This window comes from Nonomuraea solani, from assembly GCF_900108335.1.
Classification (GTDB): domain Bacteria; phylum Actinomycetota; class Actinomycetes; order Streptosporangiales; family Streptosporangiaceae; genus Nonomuraea; species Nonomuraea solani.
Map to the genome: position 1 here is coordinate 38735 of NZ_FNVT01000021.1, position 20582 is coordinate 59316.

The following is a 20582-nucleotide window of genomic DNA, read 5'->3' on the forward strand; positions in this document are numbered from 1 at the left end:
TGAGCTACGACACACCGCAGCTCAGGCACCATTTCCGGGCCCGGAAATTGTCGGTGGGGTTCGACATGATGGGGGCATGACCGAGACACCTCCCATCACCGTCCTCGCTGACGACACGGCCTACGCCGAGGCCGTGCAGCTGGCTGTGGACTCTGCGGCGGCCTACTACACCGACGCCACCTCGACGCTCGACGACGATGCCTACGACCGGCTGGTGCGGGGCATTCAGGCGTACGAGGAAGAGCACCCCGAGTCCGTGCTGCCGGCCTCGCCGACGGGCAAGGTGGCCGGTGGGGCCGTGGTGGGCGATGTGCCGCACACCGTACCGATGCTCAGCCTGGACAACGTGTTCGGCGCCGAGGAGCTCGCGGTCTGGGCGGCAGGGCTGGAGCGCAGGCTTGGCCGTTCCGTCACCGCGTGGAGTGTGGAGCCCAAGCTCGACGGGCTCGCGATCTCGGCCCGCTACCGGCACGGCCGCCTGGCGCAGTTGGTCACGCGGGGCGACGGGACCGCGGGTGAGGACGTCTCGCACGCCATCGGCACCATCGTCGGCCTGCCCGACCGGCTGGCCGACGCGATCACGGTGGAGTTGCGCGGCGAGGTCATGATGACCACCTCCCAGTTCGAGGACGCCTGTGCCAAACGCCAGGCCCATGACGGCACCACGTTCGCCAACGCGCGCAGCGCCGCCGCGGGCACGTTGCGGGCGCAGGACCGGCCCTACGTGTGTGAGCTGACGTTCTTCGGCTACGGCGTCCTGCCGCCGCCCGGTGACGACTCCGAGCTGGCCACCCGCCTGCGCGAGCTGCCGCACGGCGAGATCATGGCGTGGGTGGCCGCGCAGGGTGTGCAGACCACCGCCGCCACACCGGTGGCCGGGATCGTCGCCGAGACGCTGGAGCGGGTGCAAGAGCGCGTCGAGGAGATCCATGAGGCACGCGCCGAACTACCGTTCGGCATCGACGGCATCGTGATCAAGTGCGATCTGGCCGCCGACCAGGCCGAGGCCGGGTTCAGCTCGCGTGCGCCGCGGTGGGCGATCGCGTACAAGCTGCCCGCCACCGAGCGGATCACCAAGCTGCTCAGCGTGGAGTGGAACGTGGGCCGCACCGGCATCATCGCCCCGCGCGCGAAGCTGGAGCCGGTCGAGCTCGACGGCAGCACGGTCCAGTACGCCACCCTGCACAACGTCGCCGACATCACCCGCCGGGGTCTGATGATCGGCGACAGCGTGACCGTGTACAAAGCGGGCGACGTGATTCCCAGGGTCGAGGCGCCGGTGGTGCACCTGCGTACCGGCGAGGAGAAGCCGATCCAGATCCCTGAGGTCTGTCCCTCCTGCGGAAGCGAGATCGACACCTCGCAGGAGCGGTGGCGGTGCGTGCTCGGCCGCGAGTGCCGTACGGTCGCGTCCATCATCTACGCGGTCGGCCGCGATCAGCTCGACATCGAAGGGCTGGCGGCCAACCGCATCGGGCAAATGCTCGACGCCGGCCTGATCGCCGACTTCGCCGACCTGTTCTTCCTGACGCGTGAGCAGTTGCTCGGCCTGGAGCGGATGGGCGAGACCAGCAGCGACAACCTGATCGCGGCCATCGAGCAGGCCAAGTCCCGGCCGCTCAGCAGGGTGTTCGCGGCGCTCGGAGTGCGGGGCACGGGCCGCTCGATGAGCCGCCGGCTCGCCCGTCACTTCGCCACGATGGACGCCATCCGCGCCGCCGACGCCGAGGCGATCCAGGAGGTGGACGGTCTCGGCCCGGAGAAAGCGCCGGTCATCGTCACCGAACTGGTCGGGCTCGCCCCGCTTATCGACAAGCTCATCCAGGCCGGGGTGAACATGACCGAACCCGGCGCCACTCCCCCTGCGGAGCGGGCCGCCCAGAATTCGGAGGACTCGGCGGTCTCGGGGGTCGAGCTGCCGCTGTCCTCGATGTCGGTGGTGGTCACCGGGGCGATGACGGGTCCGCTGGCGGAGCTGACGCGCAACGAGGTCAACGAGCTGATCGAACGGGCTGGGGGCAAGGCGTCCTCCAGCGTTTCCGCCAAGACGTCCCTGCTGGTGGCCGGGGAGAAGGCGGGATCCAAGCGGGCCAAGGCGGAGACCCTGGGGGTGCGGATCGTCAGCCCGGAGGAGTTCGCCGACCAGGTCAGCGCCTTCATGGGGAGTTGATCGAGGGTCAGTCAATCGCGGGGCCGGGCGCCGGTGGGCCGCGGAGCCGGCCCAGCTCGGGGCCTGGGCTGCCGGGGCCGTGGATGGTCTCGACCTGCCAGAGGCCGTCGCTCGTCAGGTGGTGGAACGGGTAGCCGGGGCTGGTGTCGCGGGGCGGGCCGTACTCCTTGAGGAGTTTCTTGAGCTCGACCTCGGCCGCGCTGAACGGAATGGGCCTGTTGCCATGACGCTGGAAGTGCCCCAGGACGTAGAGGAGAAGGAGCGGCTTGTGCGGTGCCCGCCTGCCGTCCCTGGTCCAGCGCCGGATGTCGGCGACCCGCTCGATCCAGTCCACCACGGTGGGCCAGTGTAGGGCGAGTTCGTCAGGAGCGTTCGCACAGCGCGGTGTTCAGGGATGCCTCGACGTGGTCGCGGGCGGGGAGCGTGGTGGGGAGGTGGGTGACGGCGATGGCGGCGGCGCGGCCGTTCTCGGTGACGGCGTTCGTGGTGTAGTAGCCGGGGATCGCGCCGCCATGGCCCCAGGCGGTGCGGCCGCAGGACAGTTTGATGCGGCTGAGGCCGAGACCGTACCCGCCGCCGGGGCCGATCTGCGGGGCGTCGACCGTGGTACGCATCTGCTTGAGCTGCGCGGGCTTGAGGAGCTTGCCGTCGATGAGGGCCGTGAAGAAGCGGTTCAGGTCACTGGGCGTGGAGATCATCTGGCCGGCGGTCCAGGCGCTGGACGGGTCGAAGACGGTGATGTCGGTCAGCGGCTTGGCCGGGTCGTCGCGGTGGTAGCCCTTGGCGTGCGGGGTGCGTACCTGCTCGTCGCCGACATTCGGGAAGTACGTGTCGGTCAGGCCGGTCTTCTTGATCGTACGGTTGGTGATCTCCTCGATGGCCGGACGGCCGGTGACCTTCTCGATGAGCAGGCCGGCGACGATGTAGTTCGTGTTGGTGTAGAGCCATTTGGTGCCGGGCGCGAAGACGGCCTTCTTCTTCAGCGCCATGTCCAGCATGTCGCGGGGCTGGAAGTAGGTGTGCTGGTAGGGCAGCGCGCCCTTGGCCAGGAAGTCGGTGTACTCGGGCAGCCCGCTGGTGTGCTGCAGGAGCTGCCGTACGGTGATCTTGCGACCGTCGATGCCCTTGCCGCGCAACAGCCCCGGCAGGTACGTCTCCACCGGCCCGTCCAGCTTGACCTTGCCCTCCCCTACCAACTGCAGGATGGTCACGGCGGTGAAGGTCTTGGTGTTGCTGCCGATGCGCACGTACCCGTTGGCCGGCGGCTCCTCCCGGGTCTCCAGGTCGGCCACGCCGGCCGCGTACGTACGGGTGCTTCCGTCGCTTTCCTGGACGGCGGCCACGGCGGCCGGGAACTTGTCCTTGGCGACGAGGTCGTCCATGGCCTGCTGCATGGTGGGCGCGGCGGCGGCGTGGGCGACGGTGGTGGTGCAGAGGGCGGCGAGGGCGAGGGCTGCGGCGCCGGTCCACCGGCGGGTGCGAGGTGCGATCATGTGGAAGAAATTACGGGCAGGGCCCGGCCCGCATCGATCCCGCAGGTGGCACTTCGGTGGTAGTGCCTGCGCTACCAAACCGTCTTCAAGCCGGCAGCGCGCGGACCGCTCTTAAGTAAGTAGCGCGAGGACCGCTCTTAAGCCAGCAGCGCGAGGACCGCTGCCGTGAAGTCGCGGGTGCCCGCCGTTCCGCCCAGGTCGCGCGTGCGTACGTCGCCCTTCGCCAGCACGGCCGCGATCGCCGCCACCACCTCCTCGGCCGCCGCCGCGTGCCCGAGATGTTCCAGCATCAAGGCCGCCGACCAGATCGCGCCGATCGGGTTGGCCACCCCCTGGCCGGCGATGTCCGGCGCGGAGCCGTGTACGGGCTCGAACATCGACGGGAACTCGCGCTCCGGGTTGAGGTTGGCCGACGGCGCGATCCCGATGCTGCCCGCCACCGCCGCCGCGAGGTCACTGAGGATGTCACCGAACAGGTTGGAGCCGACGATCACGTCGAACCGCGACGGCTGCAGGACCAGCTTGGCGCACAGGGCGTCGATGTGCTCCTGGTCCCAGCGCACCCCGGGATGGACGGCCGCGCGTTCCTCGACCAGTTCGTCCCAGAAGGGCAGCGTGTGCACGATCCCGTTGGACTTGGTGGCGGAGGTCAGGTAACCGCCGCGGCGGCCGGCCAGCGTGAAGGCGTAGTCGAGGACGCGCGTCACGCCCGCGCGGGTGAACACCGCCTCCTGGACCGCCATCTCCTCGGGAAAGCCGCGGTTCATCCGGCCGCCGATCTCGCTGTACTCCCCCTCGGTGTTCTCCCTGACGACCACGAGGTCGATATCGGCTCGTACGGGGCTGTCGATGCCCTCGAAGAGGCGTACCGGCCGGAGGTTCACGTACTGGCGGAAAGCCCGGCGAATCGGGATGAGCAGGCCCCAGAGCGAGACGTGGTCGGCCACGCCGGGCGCGCCCACCGCGCCGAGGAAGATCGCGTCGTGGCCGCGCAGCCGCTCCAGGCCGTCGGGTGGCATCATGGCGCCCTCGCGCCGATAGCGCTCGCACGACCAGTCGTACTCGGTGAACCGGAACCCGAAACCGTGGCGGCGACCGGCCGCCTGCGCCACCTCCAAGGCCGCGGGGGTCACCTCCAGCCCGATGCCGTCTCCTGGGATCACGGCGAGGTCATGCGTCGTCGTCATACCTTCGATTCAAGCGCTGGCCTGGGCGAACGTCCAAGACCGGCGTGCGATACGACCTATAGGCTCGGCCTATAAGTGAGAGCCACGGACAGAAACGCCTCCGCCGCCGGGGTCAGCCAGCCCTTCCTGCCGACCAGTGCCAGGTGCAGCGACGCGGGCGGGTCCAGCTCGAACACCAGCGCCCCGGCGCGCTCGGCGATCGGCCGCCACGCCTCGGCCAGTACGCCGATGCCCACACCCTTCAGCACCAGCGGCAGGAACGCCTCCCGGTGCTCCGACTCGACCGCGATCGACAACTCGACGCCCGAGGCCCGGATCTCGTCGATCAGCCGGCGCAGCCCCGTACCGTGCTCGCCGACGATCAGTCGCTGCCCGGCCAGCCGTTCGCGGGGCAGCGACCGGGCCGGTTCGAACGGGCCGTCCGGCGGGGCCACGATCACGAACCGCTGTTCCTCGACGGGGTGCAGCGTCACGTCCGTGACCGCCGGGAGCTCCCAGGCCGACAGCAGGCCCAGCTCCGCCTCGCCGGTGCGTACCAGCTCGATCACGGCCTTCGGCACGGGCGCGTCCCTGATCACCACCTCCACGCCCGGGTGGCGTTCGCAGAACCGGCCGACCATGCTGCTCAGCGGCTCCACCGCCGGCGACGGCATCGAGGCGATGACCACGCTGCCGCGCACCAGCCCCTGTACGGCGGCCACGCTCGCGCGCGCTACCTCCAGACTGCGGACGACCTGCCTGGCCGGCTCGATGAGCGCCCGGCCCGCGTCCGTGAGCACCACCCGCCGGCCGATGCGGTGGAAGAGCCGGCTGCCCAGGTCCTTCTCCAGGGCCTTGATCGCCTGGGACAGCGAAGGCTGCGCCATGAACAGCGCCTTGGCGCCCTTGTTGAAACCACCGTGGTCGACGACGGCGAGGAAGTATTCGAGCTGCCGTACGTCCATGGCCCCTCGATCGCTCAGGCTTCGCGGGCGCGGAGCAGGGCGTTGAGGGCGGCGCGGATGGCCGCTCTCGTGGGTTCGAGGGTGATTCCGTGTTCGCGCAGGACGTCGGCGGTCGTGCCCGACTTGTCGTGCAGCAGGCCCAGGAGCATGTGCTCGGTGCCGATGTAGTTGTGCCTGAGCTCCGCGCTCTCGGTCAGGGTGGCCCGCAGGATGCGCCGGATCTCCGCGCCGACCGGGATCGCCGCCGGTGACGGGCCGGCGCCGGTGGGCAGGCGGGGTTCGAGTGCGGTACGGAGGTGCGCCGGGTCGGCGCCCTGGGCGGCGATCGCCTTGACGGCCAGGGTGGCCGGGTCGTCGAGGATGCCGAGCAGCAGGTGACCGGCGCCGATGGCGGGCTGGCCCAGGCGGCGGGCGTGCGCCTCGGCCCGTTCCAGGGTCTGCCGGGCGCGGCCGGTGTAGCGCTCGAACGCCCCCGACCGGGCCAGGTCGGCGACGGTGAGGCTGGACCAGCGGCGGCCGTAGCGCTGCTGGGCCGCCTGACGGCTGATGCCGAGGTGGTCGCCGATGTCGGACCACGAGCAGCCATCGGCCCTGGCCAGCTCGACGAGGTAGCCGAGCAGCCGGTCGCCGACGCCCTGCAGGTCGGACAGGACGCCTTCGGCCACGGTGAGGCGCGTCAGGGCGTCGGCGTTCTGGTCGCGTTCGTCGACGATCGTCAGCAGCGCGGTGAGGTCGGGTAGCTCGGGCACCGTACCATTATGCCTGTCAACGTTTGCCTTGACAGTTCTCAAGTGTCAATGGCAGCGTTGACGCATGTACGTTGGTCATTTGGCAGCGGCGCTCGACGCGTACGTGCCGGAAATCATCGATCACTGCGGGACGCCCGGACTGTCGGTCGCGATCGGGGTGGGTGAGGAGGTGGCGCTGGCCAGGGCGTACGGACTGGCGGACCTCGCCACGGGCCGGCCGATGACGGTGGACACGGTGGGGCCGACGGGCTCGGACTGCAAGCCGTACACCGGTGTCGCCGCCATGCAGCTCGTGGAGCGCGGCCTGATCGGGCTGGACGACCCGATCGACGACATCGTGAACCCGCACGGCGAACGCCCCATCACCCTGCGGGACCTGCTGACCCACCACAGCGGGCTCGGCACCGGCCTGGGCAACTGGGACCGGGTGCCGCCGGCGCCGCTGGGCGAGCACCTGCGGAGGGTGTTCGCGGCCGGCCGTTCCGACGCTTACGGCGGTGCGCTACTGCCGTTCTGGGCCGGGAAGGTCGGGGAGCGCTACCAGTACAGCAACCTCGGGATCGCGGTGGCCGGCCACCTGGTCGAGCGGCTCAACCCGGACGGGGTGACGTTCTCGGAATGGGTACGGCGGTACGTGTTCGCGCCGCTGGGGATGGATTCGACCTGTTTTCCGCCGGCGCAGCATCCCGACCACGTGCCGGCCGAGTTGCTCGCGCGGCGCTCGACCGGGTACGCGACCCTGCCCGGCTACCACTTCCCGCTCCCGGACCTGTATCCCGGCGACTATCCGGCGGGCTCCGCGCTGAGCACGCCGTCCGATCACGCCAGGTTCATCCTCGCTCTGCTCAATGGTGGTGGAGCCGTTCTGGAGCCCGCCACGGCCGAGCAGATGATCACCACGCAGGCGTCCGGTGGGACTCTCATGGGGCCGAGCCCTGACATTTCGGTTGGGCTGGTGTTCAACGTCTTCGGTGGTGAGCATCCCCACATCGGCCATGGCGGCGAGTATCCGTGGGGCTGGAACCACTTCACCCGCGGCTGGCCCGGGCCTCGGGTGGCGCTGGTGATCTCCGCGAACCAGTACGACCTCGGCGATTTCGGCCTCTCCGACCGGCCCAGCCATCAGGCGGCGCGGTTGGTCGCCGAGATCGTCACCGCCTGGGTGCAGGGCGCCGACCCACGCCCGCGCCGCGACCTGGCCGCCGCCCGTGGCCACCTGGCCGGACTCCTGGTCGGCGACCGGCTCACCACCCGGTTCGGCATCGCCTCGCAGCCTTCGGACGAGGAGGTCGCCGAGTTGGCGAACGCGACCGTCGTGGCGCCGGGCATCTCGTGGGACCCGGAGGCGTTCCGGCAGGCGGTCGGCCAGGTCCGCCTGACCGACTGGCCCCAGGCGGCCGCACTCCTCCACCGCGAACTACCCGGGTACGAACTCGCGCTGCTGAAGCGACAACTCGGCGTACCCGGCTTCGGCACCATGACACCGCCCCCAGCACAGGCCCCGACGGAGGCACCCGTGAACGTGGCTGGACGGGCGAAGACGGATACGCCAGCGGACCTGCCGATGAACGCGCGTGAGGGCGCGCCGGTGCAAGAGCCGACGGACGCCTTAGCGGACGCCTCGGTGCAAGTGCCGGGGCAAGCGCCGACGGACACATCAGCGGATACGCCGACGAACACGTCAGCGGATACGCGGGGGCAGGCGTCGTGAGTTCAGTGGTGGGTGAGGCGTTGTCGGTTGCGGTGGCGGCCGGGGTGCCGGTGCTGTTGTGGGGTAGTCCCGGCACCGGTAAGACCTCTGCCGTCGTCGCGCTGGCCGAATCCCTGAACTGGCCGCTGGAGGTGGTGATCGGGTCGATCCGGGAGCCGAGCGACTTCGCCGGCCTGCCGGTGATCTCCGAGGGCACGGTCCGGCTGGCTCCGCCCGCCTGGGCGCAGCGGCTGGTCACGGCCGGGCACAGCCTGCTCTTCCTGGACGAGCTGACCACCGCTCCCCCCGCCGTACAGGCCGCGATGTTGCGCGTGGTGCTCGAACGGGTGGTCGGGGACGTACGGCTGCCGGACAAGGTGCACGTGGTCGCCGCCGCCAACCCGCCCGAGGAGGCCGCCGACGGGTGGGAGCTGGCGCCGCCGCTGGCCAACCGGCTCGTGCACCTCGACTGGCCCGTCGACGGCAGGCAGATCGCCCGTGGGCTGGCCACCGGGTTCCCCGCGCCGCCGTTGTCGGCGTTCGAGCGGCCGCCGACGTACGAGCAGACGGCCGCGGCACGGGCGACCGTGGCGGCGTTCCTGGAGGTCAGGCCCGAGCTGGTGCTACAGACGCCAAAAGGCGGGCAGGGGTGGCCCAGCCCTCGGTCGTGGGAATCGGTGGCCCGGCTGACGGCCGCGTGCACGGCCGTCGGCGGCTCGCCCGACGTTCTGGCCGTACTGGTGACCGGGGCGGTGGGTGAGGGGGCGGCGCTGGAGTTCCTGTCCTGGGTGGAGCACCTGGATCTGCCCGATCCGGTCGCGGTGCTCCGGGATCCGGACGGCTTCGAGTTGCCCCGGCGTGGTGACCGGGCGTTCGCCGTACTGACCTCGGTGGTGGCGGTCGCGGTGGCCGCCGGTGACGCCGAGGTGTGGGACGCCGCGTGGAAGGTGATCGCCAAGGCCGCGCGGACGGCACCCGACGTGGCCACCCTGGCCGCCCGTACGCTGGCCCGCCGCCGACCCGCCGGGGCACGGATCCCCACCGCGCTGCTGGAACTGACACCCATTCTGCGTGCCGCCGGGCTGCTCCATGACTGACGAACTGTGGCGAAAGTGGGCGGCGGCCCGGGTGTGGGCGGCCCATCAGGTGCCGTATCTGGCTCACGCCCTGCTCGCCCTGGTGCCGGTGGTGGCCGTCGATCCCGCTGCCGGCCTGCGCCGTTTCCCGGCCGACCTGGGCTGGCACATCCACCTCAACCCCGCCGAGGTGGAACGGCGGAGCGTGCCGGAGATCGGCTTCTGGCTCGTCCACCAGGTGACGCATCTGCTGCGTGAGCACGCCCGCCGCTATCCGGGCACCGAGCGGCAGCACTGGAACCTGGCCACCGACGCCGAGATCAACGACGACCTCGGGCTCGCCCTCCCCACGGACGCCGTCACCCCCACGCTGCTCGGGCTACCGAACGGCTGGACCGCCGAACAGTACTGGCAGGTCCTGAAAGAGCCGCCGGTGGAGGCGGGCCGGCGCGATTTGAACGAACCGGCCGTGGAGGAAAGCCAGCACGACCCGAACGAGCCGGCCGTGCAGGCGGCCCGGCACGGCCCGAACGAGCCGCCCAGGGCGTCAAACGGCCACAACCCGAACAAGCCGCCCAGGGCATCGGACGGCCACGACCCGAACGAGCCGGCCGCCGGGGAGAACCGGCACGACCTGAACGGACCTGTCGCGGAGGAGGGCGGGAAGGACCGAGCCGGACCGGCCGCTGAAGGGGACTGCGGTAGTGGTTGTGACGGGCTGCCTCGGGCTTGGGACTGCAGGGAAGGGCTCTCCGGTACGGGTGCGCGGCTCGTCGTGCTCGATACCGCGCGGCGGATCCGAGAGCGGCAGCGGGCCCGTGACGACGTACCGGCCGGGTGGCTGCGGTGGGCCGAGCAGGCGCTGGAACCGGCGGTGAACTGGCGTCGCCTGCTGGCCGCCACGGTCCGTCGTGGACTCGCCCAGGTGGCGGGGCGGGTCGACTACACCTACCGGAGGCCGTCGCGCAGGGCCGCCGCGCTGCCCGAGGTCGTGCTGCCGAGCCTGCGCCGGCCGTCGCCGAAGGTGACCGTGCTGGTCGACACCTCCGGCTCGGTCTCCGACGGCCTGCTGGGGCAGGCGCTGGCCGAGGTCACCGGGGTGCTGCGCGCGGTCGGTGCCGGGCGCCGGCTGCTCACGGTGGTCTCGTGCGACGCGCGGGCGTACCGGGGACAGCGCGTCGGCCGGGTGTCAGAGCTGCGGCTGGGCGGGGGTGGGGGCACCGACCTGCGGGCCGGGTTCGCCGCCGCGCCACGGTCGGACTTGATCATCGCGATCACCGACGGCCGTACCCCCTGGCCGGTCCGCCCGCCCGCCGGGACGCGGGTCATCGTCGGGCTGCTCGGCCCCGGAGGCGAGGCGCCCGAGTGGGCGGAGACCGTACATATCCCGAAATCAGGAGCGTCATGAGCGAATTCGACCCCGCGTCCTACCGTGCCGCCGGCATTCAGGCGGACGAGGCCCGCAGGTGGTGGCGGTGGCGGCTGAGCGCGGCGCAGGCGCGGGACTGGCGCGCGGCCGGAATCGCCGATCCGGCGCTCGCCACCCAGTGGGCCACCGCCGGGGTCACGCCCGAGACGGTGACGGACTGCCGCGCCGCCGGGCTGACCGCCGCCGAGATGCTGCTCTGGCACGAGTACGAGTTCGGCCCGGCCGACGCCATCGCGGGCAAGCGCCGTGGCCACACCCCCGAAGAGGCCTTCGACCTCGTACGGGGCCGGAAACCGCGCCGATCCGAGGACCCGGACGCGTTCAGCAGCCTCATGGCCTTCAACGGCGACCCCCGGGACCAGACCCAGCGGTTCGTCGCGGCGGTCGCCGGCGCCGACGCCCTCGTCCTGTACGGCTACATCAACGAGAACTGGACCGACGCCGAGGCCGCCGCCTGGGCCGGCCAGAACATCGACGCCGCCACCGCCCACATGTGGCAGGAGCTCGGTCTCCGGCCGGGCGAGGCGAGACGCTACATCCTGCGCGGCCTCACCCCGATGGCGGTCGCCCGCGCCTGGTGGCAGGCGGGCATCCCGTTCGAGGAGATGGCCTCCTGGGCCGGGGCCGGCCTCTCCCCGCAGGAGGCCGCCGACCAGCGCGCCAAAGGCGTCACCGCCGAACAGGCCGAAACCCTCCGCGCCCTACGCGACGGCTGACCCGCCTGGCTTGGTCGCGGCATGACGAGCGACGCGCCCGGTCGGGATCACCGCGCAACGGCTGACCCGCCCGGCTGCGGTCCTGCGAACAACTCACCCTGAGGTCGATGAGCTCACCGGAACGAAGCCCGTGCCCGCCCGGTAGTTGGGTGACTGGTGCCGGAAGTAGGTGTTGTACACCTGGCAGTAACGCCCACCCCGGGCGAGCAGCGTGTTGTGGTCGCCCTCCTCCACGATCTGCCCGTGGTCGAGCACGATGATCCGGTCGACGTGCTCGATCGTGGACAGCCGGTGGGCGATGACGATCGAGGTGCGGCCGGCCAGCACCACGTCGAGGCCCTCCTGGATCTGGGCCTCGGTCATCGGGTCAACGCTGGCCGTGGCCTCGTCGAGGACCACGATCGCCGGGTCCTGGATGAGCAGCCGGGCCAGGGCGACGAGCTGGCGCTGGCCCATGGACAGGGCGCGGCCGTGCTCGCCGACGTCCGTTTCGAGACCGTTGGGGAGCGCCTCGATCCAGTCGCCGCCACCGACGGCCGACGCGGCGGCCAGCACCTCGTCGTCGCGCGCGTCCGGCCGCGGATAGCGGATGTTGTCGGCCACGGTGCCGCTGAACAGGAACGGGACCTGCGGCACGGCACCGATCTGCCGCCGGTAGGAGGACAGGTCGAGGCTGCGGATGTCGCGCCCGTCGATGAGCAGCCGGCCCTCCTGGAACTCGTAGAAGCGGGTGATCAGCTTGCTGAGCGTCGACTTGCCGGCTCCGGTGTGCCCGACGAGCGCCACGCTCTCGCCCGCCTCGATGAGCAGGCCGAAGTCGCGCAGCACGGGGTGGGCGGCGTCGTAGCCGAAGGTGACGCCCTCGAACTCGATGCGCCCGGCCAGCTCACCGGCCGGCTGCGCGTCGGTCTGCACCACGCGGGGCGGCGCGTCGATCAGGGCGAAGACCCGCTCGGAGGCGGACAGGCCCTGCTGGAACTGCGACCAGAACGCGGCGATGGACGTCAGCGGAAACCAGAAGAGGGCGACGCCCTGCAGGAACAGGTACCAGGCGCCGGCGGTCAGGCCGCCCCCGAGCACCGCCGAGCCGCCGAACTGGATGAGCGCCACCGTGGCGAGCCCGGCCACCAGGAACAGCACCGGGAAGATGCCCGAGAAGACGTAGCCCTGCCGCAGCGTCACCTGGTAGCTCTGCTGGTTGATGGGCCGGAACTCGTCGTAGACCTGCTGCTCCTGGCGGAAGTTCTTGGCCACGGCGATGCCGCCCATGGTCTCCTGCAGGTTGGCGTTGACCCGGCTGAGCGAGCGCTGCGCGCGGCGGGTGCTGGCCCTGGCGAGCCGGCGGAACAGCAGCGCCAGGCCCACCACGATCGGCACCACCAGCAGCGTCAGCAGGGCGAGCTCGACACTCCGCACGAACAGCAGCACGGTGACGAAGGCCACCATCAGCACCTGGCTGATCAGGTCCATCGTCAGCGTGGAGACCGTGGCGAAGTCGTCGGTGTCGGACGTCACCCGGCTGACGATCTTGCCGGACGGCGTCTCGTCGTAGAACGACAGGTCTCGCTCCAGCACGGCGTCGAAGGCGTCTTCGCGCAGCCGCAGCACGACGTCGCCGGTGACCCGCGAGCTGTGCCACTGCCGGATGAAGTTGAACCCCCAGCCGAGCCCGCCCGCGAGCAGCAGCCCGGCCGCGAACCGCCAGCCGACCTCGCCGATCGTGCCGCCGGCGACGGCGTCGACGCACCAGCTCACCAGCAGCGGGATGGCCGCCTGGCTCATCGACGACAGCACGATCATGCCGGCCACCAGGAGCATCGCCCCCAGCTTGGGCCGGAAGTAGGACAGGATCCGGCGCAGCAGGTCGCGGTCGTTGTAGGTGCGGTCGTAGTCTTCGGCGTCGAGGCCGTCCATGATGAAGCCCATCAGCGCGCACTCCCCTGCTCGCTCGCCAGGACGGGGGCGTCGTCGCCCGCGTCAACGCCGGCCTCGTCGTAGTGGGCGAAGATCCGCCGGTAGAGGCGGCTCCGCTCGATCAGCTCGTCGTGGGTCCCGCTGGCCACCAGCTCGCCGCGGCGCATCAGCAGGACCTTGTCGGCCCACCGGATCTGGGAGAGCCGGTGGGTGATCAGCAGGGTGGTGCGCCCGTCGAGGATGCGGCCGATGGCCTGCTGGATCTTGTCCTCGGTGGCGGAGTCGATGGCGCTGGTGGAGTCGTCGAGCACGAGGATCGCCGGGTCGGTCAGCAGCGCCCGCGCGATGGCCAGGCGCTGGCGCTGGCCGCCCGACAGCGTGACGCCGCGCTCGCCGATGACGGTGTCGTAGCCGTCGTCGAGCTCGGCCACGAACTCGGCGGCCTGCGCGTCTTCGGCCGCCCTGACCACGGCCTCACGGTCGGCGCGCTGGCCCAGGCTGAAGGCGATGTTCTCGGCCACCGAGCGGGAGAACAGCACGATGTCCTGCTCGATGGTGGAGATCTGGGAGCGCAGCGAGTCGAGGTCCCATTCGCGTACGTCGACGCCGTCGACCAGGATCCGGCCCGAGGTCACGTCGTAGATGCGCGGCACCAGCTTGGTCAGCGTGCTCTTGCCCGAGCCGGTCTCGCCCACGATCGCCACCGTCTCGCCCGGCCGCACGGTGAACGAGACGCCGCGCAGCGCCGGCTCGCCGTCGTCGTAGCCGAACGTCACGTTGTCGAAGACGATCTCGCCGGTGATGGGCGCCGCGTGGCCCTCGGCCGGCTGCTGCAGCTCGGCCTCGGAGCCGACGATGGTGAGGATCCGGCGGGAGGAGGCGATGCCGATCTGCACCAGCGAGAAGGTGAAGATCGACATCTGCGTGGGGAAGCCCAGCATGGTCGTCAGGCCCATGAAGGCCACCAGGTCGCCGACGCTGATGGCGCCCATGCCCTGCAGGTAGAGGCCGTGCCACAGCGCCCCGGCCACCGCGCCGGCGAACAGCAGCGTGGGCAGGTAGCGGGCCTGGACCAGGCCGTTGCGGACGAAGGAGTCGCGGTAGGTGCGCGCGTGCGCGCGAAAGCGCCGCCGCTCCTGCGCCTCCTGCGCGGTCACCTTGATCACCTCGATGCCGCGCACGGCCTCGTTGAGCCCCGCGTTGAGGTCGCCGAACTGGTCGCGCATGCACGTGGCCACCGGGTTGAGCTGACGCATGTAGTGCCAGAGCGCGAACACGAAGATGACCGCGTAGACGCCGGGCACCAGCAGCAGCCGCGGGTCGATCGCCCCGATGAAGAACAGCGGCACGAGCCCGGTCAGGCCGGAGTCGACGATCAGGTCGATGCCCGGCGTGATCATGATGGACAGTTGCCTGATGTCGTTGGCGGCGCGGGCCATCAGGTCGCCGACGCGCTGCCGGTTGTGGAAGGTCTGGCTCTTGCCGAGCAGGCTCACGTAGAGCTCGTCGCGGGCGTCGCGCTCAAGGCGCTTGGCCAGGACCTCGCTCGCCATCCGGGCGACCATGTCGAACAGCCCGCGGGCCGACACGATGGCCACCAGAGCGAGCGCGATCGAGCCGAGTGTCATGCCCTGGCCGGCCAGCACGGCGTCGAAGGCGGCGCCGGTGAGCCGCGGCACGGCGGCGTTGAGCACCACCATGACGAGCGACCCGCCGAGGAAGCCGATCAGGGCCAGCGGGTGACGGCGCACATGGGACCAGAGCCAGCGCACCGGACCACGGCGATTGTAGCTCCGGCCGGAGACGGAGAACTCCGAACTGCTGGTGCTCACGGGACCTGCCTCCCAGACCGCGGGCGGGCGTACATCGACCCCGTTTTCTATCACCGAGGTACGACAGTTTCCCAACGGTTTTCGGCGGCCCTGCCCCGCTTACTCGGGTTTCCAGTCCAGCGGCACCAGTCTGAGGTCGAACTCGATCTCCTCGTACGGCCCGTCCATCTCCCAGCCGGAATCCCGTACGCGCGGCTCCCGGATGAGCTCCTCCTTGACCGCGTACGCGGCGTCGGACCCCAGGTAGGGGTCGCCGGCCAGGAACACGTGGGTGACCAGCGGCCGGTGCCCGGCGGCGCTCACCCGGTAGTGCAGGTGGGCCGGGCGCATCGGATGCCGCCCGACGGCCCGCAGCAGCCGCCCGGCGGTGCCGTCGGTGGGCACGGGATAGCTGCTCGGCCGGATCGTACGGAACAGGTATCGCCCTTCGGCGTCGGTCGTGAACAGGCCGCGCAGGTTGCCGATCTCCTGAGCCTCGTCCTGGCTGTCGTACAGGCCGGCGTCGTCCGACTGCCACAGCTCGACCTCGGAGCCCGCGAGCGGGGTGTCGTCGCAGTCCAGCACCCGGCCGTGCACGACGGTCGGGGTGCCCCGCCCGCGCTCGGGGCCGTGGCTGATCCAGTCGCCGAGCGCGCGCACGGGCGCCGGGGAGTGGAAGGGGCCCTCGACGGACGACGGGGTCATGTTGGCGGGGCCCTGGTGGTTGACGTCGTCCACGGCGCTGGTCAGGCCCAGCATGTCGGACAGCAGGATGAACTCGTTGCGGTGCGGCGTGCACAACCGCCCGGTCTCGATCAGGAAGTCGAGCCCGGTCAGCCACTCCTGCTCGGTGGGGCGTACCTCTTCGACGAAGGCGTGCAGGTGGGCGACGAGCGCGGCCACGACCTCGTTGGCACGGGGGTCGGGACCGTCGACCTGGCTGAGAACCTGGCGTAGCAGCGGGGTCACGCGTGATCTCCTCCCAACGGCTCAGCGGGAGCGTATCCCCACCGGGCCGAACAAGCCACAGAACCAACCCGATCACGGCCTGCGATAGATAGAGTGTGGGACCTTTCACCTTCCGGCGCGACCGCGCGGCCGATCCCCCCGGCGTCGGCGCCGACAGCACCGACGCCGAGCTCGTCGCCGCCGTGGCCGCGCGGAGCACCCCCGCGCTGCGCCTGCTGCACCAGCGCCACGCCCCCTGGCTGCGCGCCCGGCTGGCGCGCCGCTGCGCCGACCCGGACGCCGTGGACGACGCCCTGCAGGAGACGTTCCTCGCGGTGTGGCGGTCGGCGGGACGGTTCGAGGGCGGCAACGCGGCCGGCTGGCTGTGGACGATCGCCATCCGGCGGCTGGTCTCGGTGCTGCGCGGCCGCGGCTCGCGCTGGATCGGCAGCGGCGTCGAACCCGGCGACCTGCCGGGCCACGGTACGTCGGTCGAGTCGGCGGAGGACGTCGTGCTGCTCGGCGTCGAGCACGGCGACCTCAGCACGGCGCTGAACAGGCTCTCCCCCGAACTTCGCGCGGTCATCGAGGCGACCGTGCTGGACGGCCTCACCACCAAGGAGGCCGCGCGCCTCCTCGGCATCCCTGAAGGCACGGTCAAGTCCCGCGCGACGCGGGCCAGGGCCCGGCTGCGCGAGGAGCTGTCATGAGCGGCTGGCACATCACCGACGACCTGCTCGAACGTTATCTCGCGGGCACCCTCGAAGCCGCCCTGGCGATGTCCGTGGACGCCCATCTCGAACGGTGCGCGGCCTGCCGGGCGGCGGTGCCGTACGAGCGGGACTGGCTGGAGACGTCCTGGGCGCGGCTGGAGACCCGGCTGATCGCGCCGCGCCCCCGTCTCGGCGAGCGGCTGCTGGGCTGCTTCGGCGTGCCCGGCCACCTGGCCAGGCTGGTGACGGCCACGCCGACGCTGAGCCGCGCCTGGCTGGCCGCGGTGGTGGTCACGCTGACGATCTCGGTGCTGGCCGCACGGGAGGGGCCCGGGCTCCTGCCCGTCTTCCTCATCGCGGCCCCGGTGCTGCCGCTGGCCGGGATCGCGCTGGCGTACGGTCCGCGCGTCGATCCCGCCCACGAGCTGATGGCCGCCACGCCCATGGCGGGCCCACGGCTGCTGCTGGCCAGGGCGGCGGCGGTGCTGGCGGTCGCGACGGTGCTGGCCGCGCTCGCCTCGCCGCTGCTGCCCGCCCCGCCCGGCCTGAGCGCCGCCTGGCTGCTGCCCTCGCTGGCCGGGGTGGCGGGCTGCCTGGCCCTGTCGAACCGGCTGCCCGTGCCGATCGCCGCGCTCGCCGTCGGCGGGCTGTGGCTGGCCATTGTCGGCACGGGCGGCCTCATCAGCGGCTGGCCGGCCGCGTTCGGACCCCTCGCCCAGCTCCTGTACGCCGGGGTCGCCCTGTTGTCGACGTTCCGCTTCCACAGAATGAGCACCGCATGATCAAGATCTCGGGCCTGACCAAGACCTATGGCGGCAAACGCGTCCTCGACCGCCTCGACCTCGATCTCGGCACCGGCGTCACCGGGCTGCTCGGCCCCAACGGCGCCGGCAAGACCACGCTGCTGCGCTGCCTGGCCACCACGCTGGCCCCGGACGGCGGCTCGGTGAATGCCTTCGGGCTGGACCCGGCGGCTCCCGTACAGCGCACCGCCCTGCGCCGCCGGCTCGGTTACCTGCCGCAGGAGCCGGGCTTCTACCCGCATTTCACCGCGTTCGACCTGGTCGACTACGTGGCGATACTCAAGGAGCTGACCGACCGCGGGCGGCGGCACGCCGAGGTGCGGCGGGTGCTGGCCGAGGTGGACCTGACGGGGCAGGCCAAGATGAAGGTACGCAGGCTGTCGGGCGGCATGCGACGCCGGCTCGCCCTGGCCCAGGCGCTGCTGGGCGAGCCCGACCTGCTGATACTCGACGAGCCGACGGTGGGGCTCGACCCCGAGCAGCGCATGTTGTTCAGGGCGATGGTGTCGCGGCTGGGCGAGAGCCGGGCCGTCGTGCTGTCCACGCACCAGACGGAGGACGTCGCCGCGCTGTGCGAGCGGGTGATCGTGCTGCGGGACGGCCGGGCGGTCTTCGACGGCACCCCCGGCGAGCTGGCCGAGGTCGCGGCCGGGCAGGTGTGGTTGTCGGACGAGGCGCCCGCCGCGTCCCGGGTGTTCTGGCGGACGGCCGACGGCCGCTACCGCACGCTCGGCGACCGCCCGCCCGCGGCGGACGAGGTGCCGCCGGGGGTCGAGGACGGCTATCTCATGCTCCTCGGGGAGGCGGCGTGACGCGGGAGCTCTTCCTGTTCGAGGCCCGCAGGCTCGTACGCCATCCGCTCGTCTGGGGCATGACCGCCCTGGTCCTGGCGCTGCAGACCTACCTCAGCCGGGACCGGCAACCTCACCTGGGCGTCGACCCGGTCAACGCGACCGGCCTGTCCACCTGCCTGGCCGCCGCGGTGCTGGTCGTGGCGAGCCTGGCCGTCTCCCGCGACGGCCGGCACGGCATGCCGGAGAGCCTGGGGGCCCTGCCGGGCCGCGCCGAGCACAGGACGACGGCGATCCTGCTGGCCACGCCGCTCGTCGCCGGGCCGGCCGCGGGGGTGGCCGTCGGCGGTTACCTGCTGATCCGCCTGTTCAGCGGGCCCGCGGGGGGCCGGTTCGACGTGTGGGAGCCGCTGACGGCGGTGGCGGCCGCGATGTTCGCGGCGACGCTGGGGGTTGCCGTCGGCCGGTGGGCGCGCCGGCTGATCGCGGGCCCGATGGTGGTGGCCGTGCTCGGCTACCTGATCTTCATGAACAACCAGTACGGCCGGTTCGCCTGGCTGCTGCCGGTCGTGCAGGACCACCACGCCGACTGGCCCGACCGCCCGTCCGCCGTCCACCTGCTGTACGTCCTCGCGCTCGCGACCTGCTGCGCCGCCCTCGCGCTCCTGCGCCACCGGCCTCGCCTGGCGCCCGCCGTGGCCGCGCTGGCTGCCCTGTCCGTCGCGGTGCCCACGGGGGCCATCGCGGCGGCGGAACCGCCGATCCGTCAGCAGACGTCGGGCCTGCTGACCTTGGCGAGCGTGGACCAGAGGGTGCGCGAGCGCTACTTCGGCCCGGACGCCCACACCTGCGCCGCCAGGAACGGCATCACTTACTGCGCCTACAAGGGCTACGAGTCCTGGATCCCCCTGTGGGACGAGGCCATCCGCCCGGCCGTACGGGCCCTGCCCGGGAAACTGCGGGTGCCCCACGTCGAGCAGACGTCCTCGACCTGGTTCTACGGCCGCGACCTGGACAAGACCATGATCCGGCCGCCGATGACGTGGGGCCACCGCGACCAGCGCGTCATCCTGGCCCATGACGTGGCGTTCTGGGCCACCGCCATACGCCCCCGGCCCGGCACGCGGGGATGCGACGCGCGGGGGCAGGCCCGCACGGTCGTGGCCCTCTGGATCATCGGCCAGGTCTCACCGCCAGAACCGCCACGGCTTTTCACGATCGACGACCGCCACGGCCGCAGGCACGCGCTCGACTGGGGACCGGCCGAGATCGGCTACGCCGAACGCCTGCTCGCCACCCCCGGCGCCCGCGAAAGAGTGCACGCCAACTGGGACACGCTCATGAAGCCCGGCACCACCATCGACCAGGCCCTGCCCCTGCTCGGCCTGGACCGCGCGTACGACACCCGCCCGGGAGGCACCCCATGCGTCTGACGCGGTGGCGCGCCGCCGTCCTGCTGGTCCGCCCGCTGGTCAGGGCCATCGACTGGGCCCCGCTCGCGGTGGTCACGGTGTTCGTCGCGGGCATTCTGGCGCTGGTGCGACCGGGCGAGGTGCTCGCCGGGGCCGACGCGTTGATCCTGATGCGGGTCGCGGGCACCCTGCTCGGCTCGGCCGCCGCCTTCGCGCTGGTCGACGCCATGGCCGCGGACCTCGGCCCGACGGCCGTCCCCCGCTGGGTACGCCAGGCGCTCCGCGCCCTGCTGGCCACCACCGTCGCGGTCGCCGTCTGGCTGGCGGCCTTCGGCCACACCCTGTCCCGGCTCCCGGACGACGCCCTGTTCCCGGTCGGCGACCTGCTGACCGAGATGCTCGTCTGCCTGGGCATCGCTCTGGCCGCCGCGTCCACCGCCGTCCGGCACGCCTCCGGCAGGCAGGCCGCCATGGCCGCCGTCGTGGTCCAGCTCGTGCTGGTGCTGGCCACGGTCCTGCTGCCCGACCAGTTCAGGCTCTGGCCGCCGACGTGCGGGTTCGGGTATTGGGACGAGGCGCACGGATACTGGCTGGCGATGGCGCCGCTGCCGTACCTGTGGGTGGCCTTCGTCCTGCGGGACCTGCGACGCTGAGCGGCAATCGCTTGCAGTAGATGCGCTCACATGCAACAAAACTGCACATCCTACGCATTGACGCGCCTAACAATCGGTTGCAT

General features: G+C 71.7%; 17 protein-coding genes and 1 pseudogene. 10 read left to right on the top strand and 8 right to left on the bottom strand.

What is annotated here, in order from left to right; genetic code table 11:
- Positions 1-76: 76 nt before the first annotated feature.
- Positions 77-2170 carry an NAD-dependent DNA ligase LigA gene (gene ligA, locus C4V41_RS47620; protein ID WP_103962672.1) on the top strand — a complete coding sequence of 698 codons (2094 nt, stop codon included), beginning with the start codon at positions 77-79 and terminating at the stop codon, positions 2168-2170.
- A gap of 22 nt (positions 2171-2192) precedes the next feature.
- Here ligA and C4V41_RS47625 read toward each other — a convergent pair.
- From C4V41_RS47625 to C4V41_RS47645, 5 genes and pseudogenes are all read right to left on the bottom strand, one after another.
- A pseudogene (locus C4V41_RS47625) lies at positions 2193-2504 on the bottom strand (phosphorothioated DNA-binding restriction endonuclease); the annotation flags it as partial.
- A 28-nt stretch (positions 2505-2532) separates the two neighbouring features.
- The gene (locus tag C4V41_RS47630) at positions 2533-3663 is read right to left on the bottom strand and encodes a serine hydrolase domain-containing protein (protein ID WP_103962673.1); all 1131 of its coding nucleotides are present in this window, start codon (positions 3661-3663) and stop codon (positions 2533-2535) included.
- Between the two features lie 137 nt (positions 3664-3800).
- Complete coding sequence (locus C4V41_RS47635) at positions 3801-4850, bottom strand: tartrate dehydrogenase (protein WP_103962674.1); 1050 nt, start codon at positions 4848-4850, stop codon at positions 3801-3803.
- Positions 4851-4906: 56 nt separating this feature from the next.
- Positions 4907-5794, bottom strand: coding sequence for a LysR family transcriptional regulator (locus tag C4V41_RS47640; protein WP_103962675.1), 888 nt, complete (start codon positions 5792-5794; stop codon positions 4907-4909).
- A 14-nt stretch (positions 5795-5808) separates the two neighbouring features.
- On the bottom strand, positions 5809-6543 hold the full coding sequence (locus C4V41_RS47645; RefSeq protein ID WP_160150645.1) for a Clp protease N-terminal domain-containing protein: 735 nt from the start codon (positions 6541-6543) through the stop codon (positions 5809-5811).
- Positions 6544-6607: 64 nt separating this feature from the next.
- On the opposite strand from C4V41_RS47645, the gene C4V41_RS47650 reads away from it, so the two are divergent.
- From C4V41_RS47650 to C4V41_RS47665, 4 genes are read left to right on the top strand one after another with little or no spacing between them, the layout of a single operon-like run.
- Positions 6608-8254, top strand: a complete 1647-nt coding sequence (locus C4V41_RS47650; RefSeq protein ID WP_103962677.1) for a serine hydrolase domain-containing protein — start codon at positions 6608-6610, stop codon at positions 8252-8254.
- Entirely contained in the window at positions 8251-9330 is a 1080-nt protein-coding gene (locus C4V41_RS47655; RefSeq protein ID WP_200824740.1) for an AAA family ATPase, read from the top strand. Before C4V41_RS47650 ends, C4V41_RS47655 begins: the two co-directional genes overlap by 4 nt.
- Positions 9323-10717 carry a vWA domain-containing protein gene (locus C4V41_RS47660; RefSeq protein WP_103962678.1) on the top strand — a complete coding sequence of 465 codons (1395 nt, stop codon included), beginning with the start codon at positions 9323-9325 and terminating at the stop codon, positions 10715-10717. The genes C4V41_RS47655 and C4V41_RS47660 overlap by 8 nt, the downstream gene beginning before the upstream one ends.
- The gene (locus C4V41_RS47665) at positions 10714-11454 is read left to right on the top strand and encodes a hypothetical protein (protein WP_103962680.1); all 741 of its coding nucleotides are present in this window, start codon (positions 10714-10716) and stop codon (positions 11452-11454) included. The genes C4V41_RS47660 and C4V41_RS47665 overlap by 4 nt, the downstream gene beginning before the upstream one ends.
- 93 nt (positions 11455-11547) lie before the next feature.
- On the opposite strand, the gene C4V41_RS47670 is transcribed toward C4V41_RS47665, so the two are convergent.
- From C4V41_RS47670 to C4V41_RS47680, 3 genes are all read right to left on the bottom strand, one after another.
- Positions 11548-13380 carry an ABC transporter ATP-binding protein gene (locus tag C4V41_RS47670; RefSeq protein WP_103962681.1) on the bottom strand — a complete coding sequence of 611 codons (1833 nt, stop codon included), beginning with the start codon at positions 13378-13380 and terminating at the stop codon, positions 11548-11550.
- Entirely contained in the window at positions 13380-15200 is a 1821-nt protein-coding gene (locus tag C4V41_RS47675) for an ABC transporter ATP-binding protein (protein WP_235030842.1), read from the bottom strand. The genes C4V41_RS47670 and C4V41_RS47675 overlap by 1 nt, the downstream gene beginning before the upstream one ends.
- A 99-nt stretch (positions 15201-15299) precedes the next feature.
- Entirely contained in the window at positions 15300-16148 is an 849-nt protein-coding gene (locus tag C4V41_RS47680) for a dioxygenase family protein (protein ID WP_103962683.1), read from the bottom strand.
- A 95-nt stretch (positions 16149-16243) separates the two neighbouring features.
- Between C4V41_RS47680 and C4V41_RS47685 the strand changes: the two genes are divergently transcribed.
- From C4V41_RS47685 to C4V41_RS47705, 5 genes are read left to right on the top strand one after another with little or no spacing between them, the layout of a single operon-like run.
- Positions 16244-16837: an RNA polymerase sigma factor gene (locus tag C4V41_RS47685; protein WP_103962684.1), complete on the top strand. Its 594-nt coding sequence runs from the start codon at positions 16244-16246 to the stop codon at positions 16835-16837.
- Positions 16834-17622 (top strand): zf-HC2 domain-containing protein, encoded by a 789-nt coding sequence (locus C4V41_RS47690; RefSeq protein WP_103962685.1) that lies wholly within the window; start codon positions 16834-16836, stop codon positions 17620-17622. Before C4V41_RS47685 ends, C4V41_RS47690 begins: the two co-directional genes overlap by 4 nt.
- Entirely contained in the window at positions 17619-18455 is an 837-nt protein-coding gene (locus tag C4V41_RS47695; RefSeq protein ID WP_103962686.1) for an ATP-binding cassette domain-containing protein, read from the top strand. The genes C4V41_RS47690 and C4V41_RS47695 overlap by 4 nt, the downstream gene beginning before the upstream one ends.
- Entirely contained in the window at positions 18452-19867 is a 1416-nt protein-coding gene (locus C4V41_RS47700; RefSeq protein WP_103962687.1) for a hypothetical protein, read from the top strand. Before C4V41_RS47695 ends, C4V41_RS47700 begins: the two co-directional genes overlap by 4 nt.
- Positions 19858-20499, top strand: a complete 642-nt coding sequence (locus C4V41_RS47705) for a hypothetical protein (RefSeq protein ID WP_103962688.1) — start codon at positions 19858-19860, stop codon at positions 20497-20499. Before C4V41_RS47700 ends, C4V41_RS47705 begins: the two co-directional genes overlap by 10 nt.
- The last annotated feature ends 83 nt before the right edge of the window (positions 20500-20582 follow it).

What these genes read in the sequence shown, in the direction of transcription:
- ligA (WP_103962672.1), top strand. Translation starts at nt 77, where the DNA reads ATGACCGAGACACCTCCCATCACCGTCCTCGCTGACGACACGGCCTAC.
- C4V41_RS47630 (WP_103962673.1), bottom strand. Translation starts at nt 3,663, where the DNA reads ATGATCGCACCTCGCACCCGCCGGTGGACCGGCGCCGCAGCCCTCGCC.
- C4V41_RS47635 (WP_103962674.1), bottom strand. Translation starts at nt 4,850, where the DNA reads ATGACGACGACGCATGACCTCGCCGTGATCCCAGGAGACGGCATCGGG.
- C4V41_RS47640 (WP_103962675.1), bottom strand. Translation starts at nt 5,794, where the DNA reads ATGGACGTACGGCAGCTCGAATACTTCCTCGCCGTCGTCGACCACGGT.
- C4V41_RS47650 (WP_103962677.1), top strand. Translation starts at nt 6,608, where the DNA reads ATGTACGTTGGTCATTTGGCAGCGGCGCTCGACGCGTACGTGCCGGAA.
- C4V41_RS47660 (WP_103962678.1), top strand. Translation starts at nt 9,323, where the DNA reads ATGACTGACGAACTGTGGCGAAAGTGGGCGGCGGCCCGGGTGTGGGCG.
- C4V41_RS47665 (WP_103962680.1), top strand. Translation starts at nt 10,714, where the DNA reads ATGAGCGAATTCGACCCCGCGTCCTACCGTGCCGCCGGCATTCAGGCG.
- C4V41_RS47670 (WP_103962681.1), bottom strand. Translation starts at nt 13,380, where the DNA reads ATGGGCTTCATCATGGACGGCCTCGACGCCGAAGACTACGACCGCACC.
- C4V41_RS47690 (WP_103962685.1), top strand. Translation starts at nt 16,834, where the DNA reads ATGAGCGGCTGGCACATCACCGACGACCTGCTCGAACGTTATCTCGCG.
- C4V41_RS47695 (WP_103962686.1), top strand. Translation starts at nt 17,619, where the DNA reads ATGATCAAGATCTCGGGCCTGACCAAGACCTATGGCGGCAAACGCGTC.
- C4V41_RS47705 (WP_103962688.1), top strand. Translation starts at nt 19,858, where the DNA reads ATGCGTCTGACGCGGTGGCGCGCCGCCGTCCTGCTGGTCCGCCCGCTG.